Origin of the sequence: Arthrobacter sp. SLBN-53 (assembly GCF_006715585.1) — a bacterium.
GTDB classification, from domain to species: domain Bacteria; phylum Actinomycetota; class Actinomycetes; order Mycobacteriales; family Mycobacteriaceae; genus Mycobacterium; species Mycobacterium neoaurum_A.
In genome coordinates this window covers 2514540-2530392 of record NZ_VFNN01000001.1, presented here as the reverse complement: position 1 = coordinate 2530392, position 15853 = coordinate 2514540, and the positions used below count along the sequence as shown (strand labels likewise).

General features: G+C 66.3%; 11 protein-coding genes. 2 read left to right on the top strand and 9 right to left on the bottom strand.

Annotation, left to right across the window (positions count from 1 at the left end; all coding sequences use genetic code 11):
* Positions 1–44 precede the first annotated feature (44 nt).
* Positions 45–3290: an arabinosyltransferase domain-containing protein gene (locus FBY28_RS12195; protein ID WP_141867068.1), complete on the bottom strand. Its 3246-nt coding sequence runs from the start codon at positions 3288–3290 to the stop codon at positions 45–47.
* Between the two features lie 57 nt (positions 3291–3347).
* Positions 3348–4481: an alkane 1-monooxygenase gene (locus FBY28_RS12190; protein ID WP_141867066.1), complete on the bottom strand. Its 1134-nt coding sequence runs from the start codon at positions 4479–4481 to the stop codon at positions 3348–3350.
* A gap of 119 nt (positions 4482–4600) precedes the next feature.
* On the opposite strand from FBY28_RS12190, the gene FBY28_RS12185 reads away from it, so the two are divergent.
* Both FBY28_RS12185 and FBY28_RS12180 read left to right on the top strand, forming a co-directional pair.
* On the top strand, positions 4601–6217 hold the full coding sequence (locus tag FBY28_RS12185; protein WP_141867064.1) for a GMC oxidoreductase: 1617 nt from the start codon (positions 4601–4603) through the stop codon (positions 6215–6217).
* Positions 6218–6223: 6 nt separating this feature from the next.
* Positions 6224–6448, top strand: a complete 225-nt coding sequence (locus FBY28_RS12180; RefSeq protein WP_141867062.1) for a hypothetical protein — start codon at positions 6224–6226, stop codon at positions 6446–6448.
* 3 nt (positions 6449–6451) lie between these two features.
* Here the strand turns inward: FBY28_RS12180 and FBY28_RS12175 are convergent, their stop codons facing one another.
* Genes FBY28_RS12175 through FBY28_RS12145 form a run of 7 tightly spaced genes read right to left on the bottom strand, consistent with a single transcriptional unit; the run spans position 6452 to position 15853 of the window.
* Positions 6452–6892 (bottom strand): hypothetical protein, encoded by a 441-nt coding sequence (locus FBY28_RS12175; RefSeq protein ID WP_141867060.1) that lies wholly within the window; start codon positions 6890–6892, stop codon positions 6452–6454.
* Positions 6889–8070, bottom strand: a complete 1182-nt coding sequence (locus tag FBY28_RS12170; RefSeq protein WP_141867058.1) for an EspA/EspE family type VII secretion system effector — start codon at positions 8068–8070, stop codon at positions 6889–6891. The genes FBY28_RS12175 and FBY28_RS12170 overlap by 4 nt, the downstream gene beginning before the upstream one ends.
* Before the next feature lie 44 nt (positions 8071–8114).
* On the bottom strand, positions 8115–11303 hold the full coding sequence (locus tag FBY28_RS12165; protein ID WP_286177990.1) for an arabinosyltransferase domain-containing protein: 3189 nt from the start codon (positions 11301–11303) through the stop codon (positions 8115–8117).
* Between the two features lie 26 nt (positions 11304–11329).
* Complete coding sequence (locus FBY28_RS12160) at positions 11330–13180, bottom strand: galactan 5-O-arabinofuranosyltransferase (RefSeq protein WP_174241612.1); 1851 nt, start codon at positions 13178–13180, stop codon at positions 11330–11332.
* Complete coding sequence (gene dprE2, locus FBY28_RS12155) at positions 13180–13959, bottom strand: decaprenylphospho-beta-D-erythro-pentofuranosid-2-ulose 2-reductase (RefSeq protein ID WP_141867054.1); 780 nt, start codon at positions 13957–13959, stop codon at positions 13180–13182. The genes FBY28_RS12160 and dprE2 overlap by 1 nt, the downstream gene beginning before the upstream one ends.
* Positions 13960–13992: 33 nt before the next feature.
* Complete coding sequence (gene dprE1 / locus FBY28_RS12150; RefSeq protein WP_141867052.1) at positions 13993–15402, bottom strand: decaprenylphosphoryl-beta-D-ribose oxidase; 1410 nt, start codon at positions 15400–15402, stop codon at positions 13993–13995.
* 40 nt (positions 15403–15442) lie between these two features.
* Complete coding sequence (locus FBY28_RS12145; RefSeq protein ID WP_019510916.1) at positions 15443–15853, bottom strand: GtrA family protein; 411 nt, start codon at positions 15851–15853, stop codon at positions 15443–15445.

The window sequence follows — 15853 nt, the reverse complement described above, 5'->3', positions numbered from 1 at the left end:
GTTCGATTCGCCGTGCTGGGCTTTCTGTTCGTTCGCGCGCTCACTCACGGCAGTGCCCTGATCGGTCCGCCGCGGCTCCAGCCGTACACGTTCTGTGTCCCTTCTTCGATGGCTGCCTCGGGCGCCCGGTCGGCGGGCACGACGCGCACGTAGCGTTCCAGCGATCCCCAGTCGCGATACCAGTCGTCACGCAGATAGGTCGGGATCGTCGAGGTGCGCAACAGTGCCTGGATGAACAGGAACGGTCCGCCATCCTCGGCGGACTGCCACTGATTCGAGGACACGACCATCTGCTTGAAGTTCGGCAGGATCCGGTACTCGGGAAGTTCCGCCACGCCGAGATGTTCGGCGAACGGGCGCTGGCACGGGAAGTTCGACGCGGTCGCGATGTCCATCATGACCGGGGTCTGACTGCCCAGATACTCCTGCGCGGTCTGCAACACCGGCACCCGCGGCGGCGTGAAGGCGAACCACTGGTCCTCCGACAGGTTCGGGTCATCGGCCACGATGCGGGCGACGTTGGCCTCCGGGGGTGCCGTCGTCAGCGGGAAACGCAGGTTGCGCCAAGCCTTCTGCTGGAAGATGTCGATGGGTTGAACCTCATTGAGCGCCTCGTAGGACCCGTCCTGCCGGTGGACACCCCACTGCAGCTTCAGCGACTGGCCGTACTTGAACGACCCGTCCTCCTCGTAGTACCAGATCGCGCCTGCGGCGGCGACGCTCACCAGCGGGCGGTCCGGTGTGCGCGGCGGCAACTGGTACCACGACGATGTCGCCTTGGCGGCCACGGTGTTCTCGTCGAAACTGCCCATCACCGGGGTGCGTGCCGGATCGAGGCCGAAGGGCAGGAACACCCGCGACCCGTTGACGCCCTCCGGCCCGTACCCACCGCCGGTACCGGCGGCGTAGCCGACACCGATATTGGGTTTGTCGACCGGGCCGTCGGAGTTCACGGTGCCCGGATTCGCTGCGACGGGTTCGGCGGGCTCCAGAGTGTCGCTGACGCCGTTGGGGGTGAACCCGACCGGGTCCTCGCCACCGAGCGGTCCGTACCGGCCGTAGCGCTGACCCGGGACCGGTTCCAGCAGACCGGCGTTGGTGTCGGCCTCGACCAGGACGTGGTCGGCCATCGCGCAACTGGTGCCCGACAGGCCGGACCGCAGCGCCGACAGATTGGCCAGCCCGGTCGTGTAGACGGGATAGCGGCCCACGGTCGCCTTGACCATCGAGCCGAGTTCGAGCACCACCATGATCACCGCGACCACCAGCAGCGGCGTCGATGCCAGTGCCCGGTTGCGGCCGGTGTCGGCAACCTCGGTGTGCCCGGCGTAGTCGATGCGGAAGTGCAGCCAGGCGGTGAGCAGCCCACCGACGATCGCCAGCACGAGGAAGATCGTCGTCACCGGGAAGCCGAGGATCACGGGCTGCTTGTCGAACCAGGGCACCCCGTAGTTGCCGGTGTAGAACCAGCCGTTGATACCCGAGGTGGCCCAGGCGAGCACGAACAGCAGGGCCGTCACGTACAGCGCGAGGTTGCGCCGGCTGTGCAGGCCGACCCGCGCCAGCGCGAACGCCGTCACGGCGCCCAGCGCTCCCGCCAGCCCGGCGAAGGCGCCGAACTGCACGGCCCACTTGGTCGGCGTGAAGTGCAGCAGCAGCAGGCCGATCCCGGCGGTGCCGATCAGGCGCCACACCGGACCGTTCATCGCGCCGGGAACCGTGCCGCGGCGCAGCAGCACCATCAGCAGGCCGAACAGGCACAGCAGCAGGATGAGGACCGCGAACCGCCGGGTCATCGAACCGTCGACGCTGTCTTCGACGGTGAGGAAGTAGTACCGCAGGAACTCCTGATACCAGGCGATCGTGGGTCCGACGGTGTACTTGATGCGCGCCGACTCGGCGACGGTGGCCAGCGTCTGGTCGCGGAAGACCACCACGAACAACACCGCGGCTGCGGCGCCCAGCGGAGCCAGCTGGGCCAACAGCCCCTGGGCCGGCCTGCGGGCGGCGATCATCCGGGTGATGGCGCGCGCACCCACGAGCAACGGGGCGAGCGCGATGAGTCCCTGCGGTGCCAGCGTCACGCTGAACACGGCGATCACGATGGCGAGCGCGGTGGGCCACAGGATCCTTCGCGCCACCGAGATCTCGACGAGCATCCAGACCACGAGCACGCCGAACGCGATCAGCGGTTCGGGTCGCAGACCGTTGTTGAAGGGCAGCCAGGCGGCCAGGAACACCGCGCCACCGGTCCACAGCGCGATCCGGTTGTGTGCCAGTCGGGCGCCGACGCGGGGGAGCACGAAATGGCTGAGGATCAACCAGGTGCCCATGGCGGCCAGCGTGGCGGGCAGCCGCATCCAGACTCCGTCGGTGCTGATGGAGGCCAGATGGGCCAGCACGCTCTGGTACCAGTCGAACGGCGCCTCGGATGCGCCGAAGTAGCGGTAGTAGTTGGTGACGTAACCGGCGTCGGCCGATACCCGGGCGATCGTCAGGTTGTAGCCGTCGTCGGATGATTGCGGGCCGACGATATGCCAGAGCAGCAGCGAGCTCAGCACGCCGGCATCGGCCAGCCACGTCGCCCAGCCGGTGCGACGGCGGTCCCAACCCCGTAGGCGGCGTCCCGTCGTGCGATCCAACAGGGCCAGCGCGATGATCGAGGCCAGCACCGCCGCGGTGCCCAGCACCATGACGGCCAGTTTCAGCGCGGTCGGACTGGTGATGAAGCGGGTGTCGATGTCGACCCGCGCCCGCACGCCCGCGTCGAGACCGACCGGCAATTCCGTGAACAGGCCCGCGACCTGCGGACGTTTGTCCACGTCCAGTTCGCCGCGCGCGCCGGGGATACCGACGAAATCGGCGCCGACGGCATCGACGTCGGCCCAGATGTGCAGTTCGCCGCAGGCCCCGGAAGCGACGGCATCGCGCGGGGCCACCGCGGCGACGGTGTCGCGGAAGGCCACGTACACGACGTCGGCGTTGGCGTTGACGAACAATCCGTTGCGTCCGGCGTCGATACCGCCCGGCGGGATCGTGGAGAACACCAGCCCGCCGTCGGCGGGCAGTGCGGCGATGGCCTGGCACGGGATGGTCACGTCCAGTTCGCGCGGTGCTCCCGATACCAGCGGGGCGGTGACATCGCTGATGAAGCCGTCGGCGCCGGCTGTTTGCGGCCATTGGATCGTCGCCGTGCTCTGCCGAACCGGCAACAAGGGCGCAAGAGCGCAGAGCACCATGCCGACGAGGCCCGCGATGATGGCTACGAGGCGGATGGTCCTAGTGGGCACGAGGTTCAACAGTAAGCGACGAGCCTTGGTGTCCCGGCCCGTGACCCGCGCTGAAAATCAATCTGGACGGACGGCGACCAGGCTGGCGTCGCCACCGTAGTGGGCAAGAACCCGCGGATTCATCACCCGGCGCCACAGCGGCGGGCACCAGGCCAGCACCAGCATGCTGCCGTAACCGGTCGGCAGTTGCGGGGCGATGTCCGACGGCTGCAGGGTCTGGTAAGGCTTCTGTGGGTTGGCGTGGTGGTCGGAGTGGCGCTGCAGGTGGTACAGGAACACATTGGCCATCAGGGTGTTGCTGTTCCAGCTGTGTCGCTGCCCGACCCGCTCGTAGCGTCCGCTCCCTACCCGCTGGCGCCGCAATCCGTAATGCTCCAGATAATTGACGGTCTCCAACAGGCAGATGCCGATGATGGCCTGTCCCAGCAAATACGGCGTGATCACCGCGCCGAACCAGACGATCAGTACGGCGAACAACGCCGCGGTCAGCAACCAGGCGTTGAGGATGTCGTTGGCAGGTGACCACCTCGACTTGCCTGCCTTCGCCAGCCGTGCGGTCTCCAGTTGCCAGGCGGAACGCAACCCACCCAGCACGGACCTGGGGATGAACCGGTAGATGCTCTCGCCGAATCTCGCGCTGGCCGGGTCGTCCGGAGTGGCCACTCGCACGTGATGCCCGCGATTGTGCTCGACGAAGAAATGCCCGTAGCCGGTCTGGGCCAGGGCGATCTTGCTGAGCTTGCGCTCCAGCGCGTCGCGCCGGTGTCCCAGTTCGTGGGCGGCATTGATCGCGATTCCGCCGACGATGCCCACGGTGAACATCAGGCCCAGCTTGTCCGGCAACGTCATGGTGACCCAACCGCCGCCCGCCCAGAGCCAGCAGGCAAAGATCAGCGACAGGTATTGCCCTGGCAGATAGAGATAGTTCGCCCACCGGTAAAACGGGTCGGTTTCGAGGTGCTCGAGTGCGTTGCCGGAGAGGTATCCGTCGTCAGTGCCAATTAGCTGGTCAACGATGGGGATCACGATGAAGGCCATCATGGGACCCACCCACCAGAAGACCTCGGAACCGGTCAGCTGGACCAGTGCCCAGGCCAACCCCACCAGGCCGGGGACGACGGCGCCGAGCAGCCACAAGTACCGTTGCGCATCGCGCCACCTGGGCGTTGTGCGGGTCTGCGGGTCGAGCACTTCGTATCCTTGCAAGCTCGAAAGTGAACGAGTTTCCTGGACCATTTAACCTGGTTCTCAGAGCTGTGCAAACACGGGACGATAACGAAGGGGGATTTTGCTGTGAGGGTGGACCGGTTTTGCTGACAAGACGGCGGTTCCTGGGGGCCGCGCTCGGTGCGGCGGCCGGTGTCGGCGCAGTGGTGGCGTGCCAGCGGACCGAGTCCGGCGAGCGACCGGCCGATCGCGCGTTTCACCAGGCCATCGTGGTCGGCAGCGGGTACGGCGGGGGCGTCAGCGCGTTGCGCTTGGGGGAAGCCGGCGTCGAAACGCTGATCCTTGAGCGCGGTCGGCTGTGGGACACCCCGGACGAGGACGGCAAGCGTTTCAGCAAAATGTTGCCCGCCGATACTCGGGCGGGTTGGTTTCGCGACGTGCCGCCGAGCCTGGTGCCCTCGTTCGGCGGTATATCGGTCAACGCGGTCGCGGCCCAGAATCCCGGTGCCCAGCCGGTCCAGGCGGGCATCTGCGACAAGATCACCTATGGCGCCCACGACGTCTTCCGCGGGATAGCGGTCGGCGGTGGTTCGTTGGTGAACGCCGCGATCGCCGCGATACCGACGCCGGATCAGGTGCGGGCGGCCTTCCCGGACATCGACCCCAACGAGTTCCTCGGCACCTATGTCGAGCGCGCCAAGTCCACCTTGAAGATCAGCTACCGCGATATGGGCTGGTTCGAGCAGACCCCGTACTTCCAGTACGCCCGAGTGGGGCGCAGCTATGCCGAGTCGGCCGGCTACGGGGTGGACTACAACGGCAGCGCCTATTCGTTCGACTACATGGTCTCCGAGGCGGCCGGCCAGTCGCCCAAGTCGGCGCTGGACTGGGAATGCCAGTACGGGAACAATTACGGACGCTTCGGCAGCGTCGACCAGACCTACATCGCCGCGGCGCTGGCCACCGGGAAGGTGACGTTGCGTCCACTGACCGAGGTGACCGGTATCCGCCGCGAACCCTCCGGGGAGTACGTGGTGTCCACCCGCGAGATCGATCGGTGGGGCAAGGAGTTGTCGCGCAGCGAGATCGGCTGCGAGCAGCTGTATCTGGCGGCGGGCGTGGTCGGGACGGCCGAGCTGCTGCTGCGTGCGCGTGAAAACGGCGATCTTGCCGACCTGTCCGACGAGGTCGGTGAGGGTTACGGCAACAACGGGGACATCATGGTGGCCCACAACACCGCCGAGCAGGATCCGGTGGGTACCCTGCAGTCGCTGCTGGGCATGATCAACCTGGACGGTCGCAACGATCCGGACAATCCGGTGTACGCCAGCATGTTCTCGCTACCGTTGCCGCTGGAGACCCATGCGCTGGGCTACTACGCCATGGTGCGCACCGGCGACCGCGCGGTGATCAGCTATGATCGCGCGTCCGACGCCATCTCCATCGACTGGCCACAGAGCAATACCGACCGCCTGATCGAGCGGGCCAAGCTGGTCTTCGACAAGGTGACCCAGGCCAACGGGGTGGATTACCGAGACGATCTGTTCGAGGGGAAAGCATTCGCGCCCAACACTGTTCACCCGCTGGGCGGGTGTGTGCGGGGTGTCGCCACCGATGCCTTCGGGCGGATCAACGGGTACGAGAACCTCTACGTCAACGACGCGTCGCTCGTTCCGGGGTATATCGGCTGCAACCCGTACATGTCGATCACCGCGCTGGCCGAACGCAATATCGAGGCGATCCTGCAGGGCCGTAGGTAGGCACTGATGCTGCTCACGGTTCTGAAGGTGTCCTTGGTCGTCTTCATCGGCGTAGCGGTCATCGTCTTCATCGCCACCTACGTGCGAAAGAGCAAAACGGCAAACTTTCGCACAGAAGCAGACCCGAATCTGGGATCGCTGTCACAAATGGGTGTTGTCCCGCCGACGCCGTTGCCGGAGTGGGCGTATTGGGAGGACGGCGAGCCGACCGAGCCTCCGAAGAACACGTAGCGTTCAACGGTTAGCGCAAACTGCGTCGAGACCGGCCAGGCTGTCGTCGAATTTACGGCCGAGCCGGGAGAACTCATCGATGCTCTGCGTTGAGGGCGCGGTCGCCGACTCGTCCAAGTAGTGCGCTACTGCCGGGACCATCTCGTCGGCCAGTTGGGCCAACTTCGCGGCGTGAGTTGCGACAGCTGGGTCGCGGATCTCGCGCGCAAGCTCATTGATCCTCCGGGCCCAGGTCTTGTAGTCGTCTACGCCGAGCTGGCTGTCGTTTTCCCAATTGGCGCTGGCTTCCACTTGTTGGTTGAACTGCCTGTTGTAATCGATCAATGCGTGCGCCGTGGCGCAATCGTTTGGTGCATTGTCCTTCGCCCACAGGATGAAGCATGCCGAGATCAACGCGACACAAACAGCAGCGGCGACCGCTGCTACCCGCCAATGTTGCTTCATCGCGGTGCAGTCATGATCGGAGGTCCCGACGGTACGTTGCTTATGCCTCCGACCGGTACACCGCCTTGGTAAGTGATCTGACCGCCGCACCCATCCGGCAGGTAGTAGGTGACGCCCATGTTCGCGGCAGATAAACTTGCAATTTGATTGAGTGCGATCGGCTTCCAGTCATGGTCAATCTTGGGTGGTGGCGTTAATCCGCCAATATCTCCGACCTTTCCTTTCACCGATACATCGCCGCCGAGGACGATCTGAGTGTTGCGCTGATACTCGTACACGTTCTGGACCCAGCGTTCTTGATGCCACTGGCCATTCTCGTAGACCATCCGCGAGTACGTGGTGGCCTCGGTGCCCGCGATTCGGAACCGGTAGGCCTCGTTGAATTGTGCGTATGGCGCTGCATCGTCTGTGAGCCAGGTCTTTCCGGGTGCGTACATACCGGTTGTGCCCCCGACTTTCAGCGGAGTGCCCTCTGGGAACGGCCGATACTGATTTGTAAGGGGTGGCGGAGTGGTGCCGGTATACGGCGGAGCAACGACTCGCTCCCATTGGCCGAAACGTTCGTCTCCGATGAACGGATTTCTGAAATCCACGGGTTGCCCGGGCACCGGTAAAGGAGGCGGCTCCGGGCCGCCGGGATCGGGGTCGGCGAGAGCCGGTGCTTCCATTGGTGTGCCAAATTTCTGACCGTCCCCGAGCGCGCTGTACTCGGGTCCCAGCTTGGCGATGTCGGTCGCGACGGCGTTGAGATCGGAATTTGAAGCGTTCACTATTTCGGTAAGGCGGCTCAGTCCATGAGCCGCGATCGCGGTCTTGACATGCTCACCCGCTGCACCTTCCGGGGCCGCGGCTACAGCATCTAGAACCCACTCGCGCAGTTCATCGAGTTCTCGGCGACCTTGGGTGACAACATCGGCAGACCGGGTGACATGGGCGGACAACCGGCGGTCGAGGTCTGCGATCTGCCCCAGGACGCGCTGCTGTTCTGCGTTGACTGCACCGTAGGCACTGGCCGCGTTTCCAGTCCAGCGTGAGTCGGGAGCGGCATCGTTCAACATGTCCTGGAGCCGAACCAGTTGCTGACTTTGGTCGAATCGCTCTCCTGGCACAGGCACGCCTGAACCGAATGTGGCGTGAGCCTTCGACCATGTCGAAAGAAATCCCTCGATTGCCGCCACCGATCGATTATCTCAGGTGCAAGAGAGGGGCTGAAACACTTTCGCTAGCTCGGCCGCAGCGGCGCCGGACTCCACAGCCCACTGCGGGTCGCGGTGCCGAGTTCCAGCTCTGCGGGTTTCGCGTTCGGGTAGAACTGCCGCAACTGCTGCAGGGAACCCCAGTCGCGGAACCAGTCGTCACGCAGGTACGTCGGTACCGGCACCGCGCGCAGCAGCAGTTCGGTGATACCGAGTGGACCGCCGCCGAGGTAGTCCATCACCGGTGAGTTCGCCTCCGCCCCGAAGCGATCCGGCAGGATGCGCCACTTGGGCACCTCGGTCACGCCATTGTTGTGGAAGAACGGCCGCTGGCATGGGAAGGCAAGGCCCACAAGCCAGTCCAGCATCACCGGATCGGTGGATCCGACGACATCCTGCAGGGTGCGCAGTTCGGGGATCCGCGGCGGAGTGACGGCGATCCAGTGTTGGGGTGCGAGGTCGTCATCGGAGGCCACCAGCCGCACCTGGGTGGCCTCACCGGGAATGGCCGACATCGGAGCGCGCAGGTTGCGCCAGGCCGGCACCGCACCCACATCGGCGAAACCGATTGTGCCACCGGGCTTATCGGCGGAAGCTTGCTCGTCGGTGGCCCACTGCACCAACACCTCGCCGGCATCGAAGCGGCCGGCGGCGGCCACCACCAGCAGCGGACCGCGTTCATCGCGAGGGGGCAGTCGGTACCAGGCCGACCGCAGTTTGGCCGGTTGCTGGGGTCCGGAGCGCCAGCTGCCCAGCACCGGAGTGCGGGCCGGATCGAGGTTGTAGGGCAGTCGGGCCTGCGAACCGTTCACGCCGGCCGCGGCGGTGGTGCCGCCCTCGGTGCCCGGTTCGCTGCCGGTCTCGTCGCTGGCCTCGGAATCGGCGAAATTGCTGTCGCCGGGCTGGTTCATCACGGGATCGGCTTCGATATCGTCCGGAATCCCGTTGGGGCGGAAGCCGTCGGCGGTCACCGCCCCCAATGCGTCACCGACCGGGACATCCACCGGGGCGAGCATCCCGACATTGGGATCCTGTTCCACCATGACATCGGTGGCCAGCCCGCAGGACTTGCCGGTCAGCGCCTCGAGATTGGATCTGCCGACCGTCCACGCCGGGTACTGGGTCACCACGGCCATCGTCAGGGAGACCACCTGGAACAGCACCACGGCCCAGGCGATCACGGCCAGCGGGGCACCGGTGAAGCGGGCCCACGGCCGCTCAGGAGCTGGGCGTCCGGAGAAGTGCAGGTAGGCGGCGACCAGCAGGGCGAGTGCCGAGAAGCCGAGCAGGATGGTGGTGAACCCGAACCCGAAGGCGGGGAAGTCGTTCGACCACGGGACACCGAAGTTCGAGACGTACCACCACCCGTTGACGGTGGCGAACGACAGCGCCGTCACGAACAGGATCATCGCGGTGACGACGGTGCGGTTGCGCTTGGACTTCATCGCCGCGGCGGCGATGGCCACCGCGGCCAGCGCGCCGATCGAGCCCGCCAGGCCGGCCAGCACGCCGAAGTGGTGCGTCCACTTGGTGGGGGTGAACATCAGCGACAGGAACGAGATGACGGTGATGCCGATCATCCGCTGTGCGGGGCCGATCGCGGTCCCGGGGATTCGGCCCTTGCGCAATGTCATCGCGATCGACAACGCGAGGGCCAGCAGCATGGCCAGCACTGCGAAGCGACGCGCCACCGATCCGTCGGGGCTGGTGGTGAAGAGCCGCGAGTACCGGATGTGCTCGTCGAACCAGGCCAGGCTGGGGCCGATGGTGGACTTGAACGAGCTGGCCTGCATCTCGCCGACCAGGGTCTGGTCGCGGAAGATCAGGAACAGGGTGACGGTGCCCGCGGCCGCGACGGGGGCCAGCAGCGCCCAGTAGCCGAAGCGGGAAACATGCGCGGCCACAATCGTCTTGAGCGGTCCGACGGCGACCAGGACCGCACCGACCGCGGCGATGCCCGTCGGGCCGGAGAACAGTGTCAGCGCCCCGATGATCAGGGCCACCGCCACCGGGAGCAGCCGGCTGGTGGCGACGCCACGCTCGACCGAGCACCAGGTCAGCAGGATGCCAAGGGCGATGATCGGCTCGGGCCGCAGCCCGTTGTTCAGCGGCAGCCAGAACGCCAGGAACATCGCCGCCGCAGTCCATGCCGCGGGCCTGCTGTGTTTGACCGCGACACCGAGCCGGGGGATGACCTCGCGGCTGATGATCCACCAGCACGCCAGACCCATCAGCAGGGTGGGCAGTCGCAGCCAGATGCTGGCGGTGGAGACGTGCGCCCACAGCGCCAGCAGGTCGTAGTACCAGCCGAACGGCGCCTCCGGGGTGCCGAACCACCGGTAGTAGTTGGCCATGTAACCGGCGTGCTCGGAAACCCGCGCCATGGTCAGGATGTAGCCGTCGTCGGCGGTGTTGGACCCGACGAAATGCCACCACACCATCAGGGTGGCGACCAGGGCGTCGAGCTTGGTGATCGACCACCAGCGTTGCGGCAGGAACCGACGGTGGCGCATGCCGTCGGCGATGTCGAGGCGGTGCAGCGCGATCAGCGAGGCGATCGTCAACAGCAGACCCAGCACCATCACCAGGGTCTTGATCAGCGTCGGCGAGCTGCTGTACCGGGTGTCGATGGTGGCCGAGAACTGCAGCCCCGGCGGAGCGGGTCCGGACAGGTCGGTGAAGACGCCGACGATCTGCGGTCGGAAGTCATAGCCCCCGCGTTCGCCGCGGCGGGGTTCGCCCGGATCGGGATCATCCGAGGCCTGGGTCAGCCCGACGAACTCGCCGGTGACCTTGTCGGCGTGCGCGGTGAACTTCAGTTCCCGGCAGCTCGGGCTCAGCACATCGATCAGCGGCGCGCTGACGACCGGGGTGTTACGCACGATGACCAGAAGTTCGTTGTTGACCCGCTCGATGAGCAGGCCGCGGTCGACGGCCTTGGGCGCCTGCTTGGGCACCGTGGAGAGCAGCACGTTGCGCTGACCGGTGAGATCCGCTGCCGCGCTACACGGGATCGTGATGTTCAGGTCGGTGGCGACGTAGCCGATCAACGGTGCGTCGACACTGTCCAGACTGTTGTTCTGCGGCCAGTTCAGGGTGGCGGTGGTCTGGGTGACCGGCAGGAACGGGGTGGCGATCGCCAGGATGGTGCCCAGCAATCCGGCGACGATGGCGACCAGACGGGCGGTGCGGTGGTTGGTCGCCGTGTCGTTCACGGAGCTAGATGGTAGTTGTCCGGCCATCAACCGTTGGCCTGTGGTTTACGGATGGCCAGCACGAACGGTCCCTCGGTCGAAACGTCCCAGCGCTGGTCGTCGAAGATCGCCGGGTCCAACGACACCTGGTAACGCCGGACATTGGGTTGGTTGGGGTACACGTCGGCGGCCAGCCGCAGGGTGTAGCTGTCCGGTCCGCCGCGACGCATCAGGAACACCGTCGGGGCGGGCCAAGGTAGCTGGTCCAGGGCCGTGGCGAACTGGTCCGGAGTGGTCAGCAGCGCCCAGCTCTCGATGGCGGCCGAGCGGGCCTCGAACTGCGCCAACGGGTTTGCGTAGTGCGATGTCAGGCCCTGGAACCCGTAGTAGGGGTAGAAGGACAGGAAGCTGTAGTCGGCGGTCAGCACGACGGTCTCGTTCGGTGGGCGGCCGGTGACCTCCCGGATGCGCTCGTCGAGCGCCCGGTAGTACTGCTCGGCCCCCGGCGGTCTGCGGTCGGCGCGCTGCCCGTAACCGTCGGTGTCGGTATAGGCGACGTTGATATCGGTGCGCAGGACGTCGGGGATGTCCTGGCTGAAGGTCAGCCCACCGATCAGCCCGATGGTGGCCGCGATGGCCACGACGTGCCGGCCCGGGTGCTGGTAGCGGGCGACGGCGGCCTGCGTCAGCCAGATGAATCCGAACGTGCCCGCGGCGGCCAGCAGGACCGACAGCGTGGGCTGCAGGCGGAACGACAGCAGGGTGGTGCCCAACAGCGTGTAGAGCATCGACAACAAGGACCAGGCGTAGACGGCGAGTACCCCGACGGCCAGCGGGCCCGCCGTGGACGACCTACGGGCGTGCACCACCAGCCAGATGGTGCCCAGCATGCACAACGCCCCCAGGAGGGTGAAGTCCAGCATCGGGAAGGTCAGCTCGGCGCCGTCCATGGGCAGGTAGTGCCTGGCGGTTCCGGTGTCGGCCGGCGCCCCGCGCAGCGCGGCCAGCAGGTAGGGAGCCCAGGTCAACAGGGCCAGGGCGCCGGAGATTCCGGCGATCACGAGCAACCGCAGCAGCGGCGCGATACTGCGCCGGGCAGCCGCGAGCACCAGCGCCATGAGGGTGATCGTGAAGGCGGCATACGCCAGCAACAACGTGTAGAACAGGGCCGCCACACCGAGGAACAGCCCGGCACCCACGAGCGCGCCCCGGTTGGTGCCCTTGAGGCCCGACCAGGCCAGCACGAACACAGGGGGCAGCAGGACGGTGATGACGGCGGCGTATGGCTCGGAGGAGGTGTAGGCCAGCGTGACGGCCGCGGTCGCGGTCGTCACGGCCAGCGCCGTCTCGAAGCGCACCATCGCCGTCCAGAGCACCAACGCGACCGCGATCGCGGCGGTGATGGAGATGATGGCCCAGGGCTTGAACATCTCCCAGGCCGGCATGCCGGTCAGATCCGCCAGCCGCCCGCCGAGCCAGAACCAGCCGGCCGGGTAGTACGGCGGCAGGCCGATATAGGTCATGTCGTGCAGGACGGGGCTGTCGGCCAGCCGGGTGAGGTACTCGGTGCGGAACTGCTGATCGACCGAAATGCCGAACAGGTAGAGCCGGGTGGCCCCCAGCGGCATGGCCAGCGTCACCACCGAGAAGGCCGAGAGGAACACCACCGATGCGATGCGCGCCAACAGTCGTCGTCCGCGTCGCCACAGCCCACCCGCGGCGAAAACCCCTGCCAAGCAGAAGAATTGGCCGACAGTGGTGAGAGCGTGCAGCTGGTTGGAGGAGTTGTAGGCGGGCCATTCGACACGGGCGATCGCCAACAGCGCGATCACGGCCAGCGCCGTCGCGGTGGCGGCCGCGGCCAGCATCTGGCCGGCCGTCCTGGCCGCCAGGGTCATCAGAGCGGAAGCTTGCGGAAGACCGGCCGCGGGATGTGCCGAATCACGGACATCAGATACTTCACCGGCCCCGGTGCCCAGACGAGCTCCTTGCCCTTGGCGGCGGAGGCGACGGCCAGTTCGGCGACGTCTTCCTTGTCGACGGTGAAGGGGGCCTCCTTGGCTCCGGTGGCCTTCCAGTGCTCCAGGGTGGTGGTGGTGCGGACCTGGCCGGGGCGGATCACCAGGACGTGTACACCGAACTCGCGCAGGGCTTCGCCCAGGCCGAGGTAGAAGCCGTCCAGGCCGGCCTTGGTCGAGCCGTAGACGAAGTTGGAGCGGCGCACCCGTTCCCCGGCCACCGAGGACATCGCGATGATCTGCCCGAAGCCCTGTGCGCGCATCTTGTCGGCGATCAGCACACCGACCGAGACCGCGGCGGTGTAGTTGATCTGTGCGGTCAGCACGGCCTTGGCCTGGTTCTGCCATAGTTCCTCGGCATCGCCGAGGATACCGAAGGCGACGATCGCGACGTCGACGTCACCGTCGGCCCAGGCGGACTCGATCACCGCGGGGTGGGCGGCGGTATCCAGCGCGTCGAAGTCCAAGTACTGCACCGACTTCGCGCCTGCGGCTTCCAGCTGCGCGATGGCGGCCGCCTTGCGTGGCGAGTTGGGCAGGTCGGCCAGGATCACCCGGGCCTTGGCATCACGCAGGTAGCGCTCGACGATCGCCAAGCCGATCTCGGAGGTGCCACCGAGCAGCAGGATCGTCTGCGGGTTTCCGGTCGCGTCAATCATCTAGGGGTAACGCCTTTCTGGAGCGGCTCGCGGTCAGAGGAGTTCGAGACGGCGGGCCATGTCGGAGGCAAACACGCCGTGCGGGTCCGCCTTGCGGCGGGTGGCGATCCATTCATCGATGCGCGGGTACATCTTGTGGAATTTCTCGGCGCTGACCCGGGAATCCTTGGCGGTGTACACACGGCCACCGAATTCCATTGCGCGGTCGTCGAGTTCGTTGAGGAACTCGTTGACCCCGGCCTTGATGGGGAAGTCCATCGCGACGTTCCAGCCGGCCATCGGGAAGCTCAGCGGTGCCCGGTTGCCGGGTCCGAAGAGTTTGAACACGTTGAGCGCCGAGTACTGCCCGCTGGTCTGGATCCAACGGATGATGGCCTTGAACTCGTCCAGCGCATCGGGCGGCACCAGGAACTGATGTTGCGCGAAACCCTTTGGGCCATAGGCATTGTTCCACCCGCTGACGAGGTCGAGCATGTGGTAGAACTGCGACAGGTTCATGATTTTGCCGGAGTACGTGCCGCCGAGACGGTAGTACACCTCGCCGATCGCGGTGAACGACAGCTTGTTCATCGCACTCACCGGGAAGATGTCGGGCACCTTCAGCAGTTGCGGGGCATCGAATTTCAGTGGGTTCTTCGCCAGCTTGGGCGGCAGCTGATCCAGCTTGGCCAGGCTGCCGCGGCTGACGGCGGCACGGCCGAGCTTCGGCGGGGCGCTGATCAGGTCGAACCAGGCGCTGGAGTACGTGTAGTTGTCCTCGCTGCCATCGGTGTGCACCGCGATCGTCTCGTCGAGGTCACGGGTGGCGACGCCGTCGGCGATGAAGTACGCGGTCTCGGTGCGGGTCATGGCGATCCGGGCGCGGATCACGATGCCGGTCAATCCGTTTCCGCCGATGGTCGCCCAGAAGAGTTCGCTCGTATCGCCGTCCGGGGTGAGCGTGCGCACCTCGCCGTCGGCCATCAGCAGATCCAACGACCGCACGTGGTTACCGAAGCTGCCCGCGCTGTGATGGTTCTTGCCGTGGATGTCGGAGCCGATGGCGCCGCCGACGGTGACCTGGCGGGTGCCCGGCAGCACCGGGACCCACAGGCCGAACGGAAGTGCCGCCTTCATCAGCTGGTCCAGGCTGACGCCGCCGTCGACGTCGGCGATCGCGGTCTCGCTCGATATCGAGTGGATGCGGTTCAGCGGGGTCATGTCGACGACGATGCCGCCGCCGTTGCAGGCGTGATCGCCGTACGAACGGCCGAGACCGCGGGCGACGATGCCGCGGGTGTACGGGGATGACGCGGCGCCCGTGTGGCCTGCGGCGTCCGCCACCCGCTTGACGGTGTCGGCGATGACCTCGACGTCGGGGGTCGAGAGCACGTGAGCCACGCTCGGCGCGGTGCGGCCGAAGCCGGTCAGGGTGCGCGGAACGAGGTGGGGTTCGGTAGTCATGTCAGTGGCAGACGATACCGGTCGGGTCACCCGGGCAGGTTCAACGCAGCCGGAATATCACCGTGCGCTGTACGACGAAGTTGATCACCGTGGCCGTACCCTGAGCGATGACGAATGCCACCGGCACCTGCCAGGGGCGGCCCTCGAACTGCAGGTAGAACAGGTAGTTGATGCCGACCTGGACGGCGTAGGTGAGCGCGTAGAGCACCATCACCGCGATGAATCGGGCCCTGCTGGGTTCAGCCCGGAAGGTCCACCTGCGGTTGATCAGATAGGCCGTGGTCGTACCGGCGATGAAGCTGAGGGTCTTGGCCACGTTGACGTGCAGCCCGAGCTGCAGCATCAGCACATAGAGACCGAAGTCGACGATCGCCGACAGACCTCCGGTGATGACGAACCTGGTCGCCTGGACGCGCAGGCTCAGCGGCTCGTTTTCCGGGGTGGCGGTCAC

Bases quoted from the DNA above. Each gene is read 5' to 3' on its own strand.
- FBY28_RS12180 (WP_141867062.1), top strand. From the start codon at position 6,224: ATGCTGCTCACGGTTCTGAAGGTGTCCTTGGTCGTCTTCATCGGCGTA.
- FBY28_RS12175 (WP_141867060.1), bottom strand. From the start codon at position 6,892: ATGAAGCAACATTGGCGGGTAGCAGCGGTCGCCGCTGCTGTTTGTGTC.
- FBY28_RS12160 (WP_174241612.1), bottom strand. From the start codon at position 13,180: ATGACCCTGGCGGCCAGGACGGCCGGCCAGATGCTGGCCGCGGCCGCC.
- dprE2 (WP_141867054.1), bottom strand. From the start codon at position 13,959: ATGATTGACGCGACCGGAAACCCGCAGACGATCCTGCTGCTCGGTGGC.
- dprE1 (WP_141867052.1), bottom strand. From the start codon at position 15,402: ATGACTACCGAACCCCACCTCGTTCCGCGCACCCTGACCGGCTTCGGC.